Origin of the sequence: Azospirillum sp. B4 (assembly GCF_000333275.1) — a bacterium.
GTDB lineage: Bacteria > Pseudomonadota > Alphaproteobacteria > Azospirillales > Azospirillaceae > Nitrospirillum.
In genome coordinates, this window is record NZ_BACU01000526.1 from 1 (window position 1) to 1,569 (window position 1,569).

Here is a 1,569-nt window from a genome sequence, read left to right on the forward strand (position 1 = left end):
CGCACATCCCCTCGCACTCATTGCCGAACAAATCTCCATGATGCCGGTCCGCCTCCGTGGACAAATCCACCTGATCCAGCGGCACCAGGTCCCGATGGAGGAATATCTGGCCGCGGTTACCCTTGAACCCGCCCCTGATGGCCCTGTCGAACTCAACGGCCTCCTTCCAGCTTGCGGGATCCTTGTCACGCATCCGCCGCCAGGCTTCGTTGGAGTGGAAAGTGCAGAAGGTGCATGCGCTCTTGACGAGGGTGCGGCGTGGGTAATTCCGCTCGAACCATCGCAGGCAGTCGGACCGGCTCATCCGTCGGTCAATCAGCGGCCAGGTTGTCCTGATCCACCCAGCAACTCGCGGAGCTTCTTGTTGATAGGGTCGATTTTATAGTCCCGCGTGCATTGACGCATCAAGGGGGCCGCGCGCCCGTCCTTACCCCTGGTGAAAGCGGGGATGGTCGAGCATTTCCCGTGCAGGATATCCCCCCTGGCGTTCGCCAGGCAGTCGGCCCTGAGATCACCGCGCTCAACCCGGAGAAGCGGAAAGGGCAGCTGCCTTTCAAGCCAGTCCAGATGGGCATAGACGGCCGTCGGCTCGCTGCGGGTATCCGCGAAGATCGCGCAGTCCGGCATCGGCCCCAGCTCACCCCGGGCCGCCATGAGCGCCAGCACGGATGATTGAACGCCAGCACCAAGGGAAATGGAGCGGATAGCGGGGAGCGGGTTGATCTCAGCCGGGCACGATGACGGGCAGCCCGGGCCCGGGGATAGGGCACGAAACATGGCAATCCTTTCAGGATAGGGCTGGGTCAACGGCCGGCGGGGCTGTAGACCACCGGCAGCTCCTCGAGCGGCCTGGCACCTGGCGACACATGGCGGGCGGCACGATAGGCCCTCACGGTGTCGGAGCCGCGGGCCACCTCGAAGACACCGGTGGCGCGGAGGCCGGCAAGCCCGGTACCAATGAGGGCCAGGGCCAAGAGGACGGTCTTGAGCATCGTCATGACCACGCCTCCCGGCCAAGAGCGATCCTGGACCTGGCCGGCTGGCCCTTCCCTCGTGCGGTACTGCCTCTGGATCGGGCGATCCTGTGAAGGGAAGCCAGGGGATCGATTGCCCCCGCCGGCTTGCGCAGGATGCCGGCCAGGAGGGCAGCCCTGCTGGTGGTCACGGCATGGCCCGGCTGCTCAAGGCTCACCAGGGCCGCCAGGGCGGCGTTCTCCGGTCCATGGCGCTCACAGGCCTCCCGGTAGCTGGAGGCCCTGAAACCCACCTGGCTGGCGGCTATGGCGCCCGCCACCTCCAGATCGGAAAGCGTCGCCTCACCAGGGTCTTTCAGCAGATATGAGGTCACCAGGTCGCTGAACACCGGGGATAGGGGCACCAAGGCCGACACCCGGCCCCCGAATGCCAGTTTTTTGGACCGCTTCCACCCTTCCACGCCGCAGCTCATGGCGTCACCGGGATCAAAGTCCACCTGCGCCGGTGGTTGGCCCGGTGGTTGGCTATGTCTCTGTGCGCCTAGTTCTGGTGGCACATTGGAACAGGCCCCTACAATATCTAGGGTGATCCAGG

At 65.1% G+C, this 1,569-nt stretch carries 3 protein-coding genes and 1 pseudogene; all 4 read right to left on the reverse strand.

Annotated elements, in window-relative coordinates; all coding sequences use genetic code 11:
• Positions 1-304: pseudogene (locus tag I55_RS38010) on the reverse strand (hypothetical protein); the annotation flags it as partial.
• 11 nt (positions 305-315) lie between these two features.
• Positions 316-666 (reverse strand): hypothetical protein, encoded by a 351-nt coding sequence (locus tag I55_RS37845; protein WP_049974406.1) that lies wholly within the window; start codon positions 664-666, stop codon positions 316-318.
• A gap of 137 nt (positions 667-803) precedes the next feature.
• Positions 804-998 (reverse strand): hypothetical protein, encoded by a 195-nt coding sequence (locus I55_RS22750; RefSeq protein WP_148293913.1) that lies wholly within the window; start codon positions 996-998, stop codon positions 804-806.
• Entirely contained in the window at positions 995-1,381 is a 387-nt protein-coding gene (locus tag I55_RS22755; protein ID WP_148293914.1) for a hypothetical protein, read from the reverse strand. The genes I55_RS22750 and I55_RS22755 overlap by 4 nt, the downstream gene beginning before the upstream one ends.
• Between the last annotated feature and the right edge of the window lie 188 nt (positions 1,382-1,569).

Coding starts and splice junctions, on each gene's coding strand:
- I55_RS22750 (WP_148293913.1), bottom strand. CDS start 998: ATGACGATGCTCAAGACCGTCCTCTTGGCCCTGGCCCTCATTGGTACC.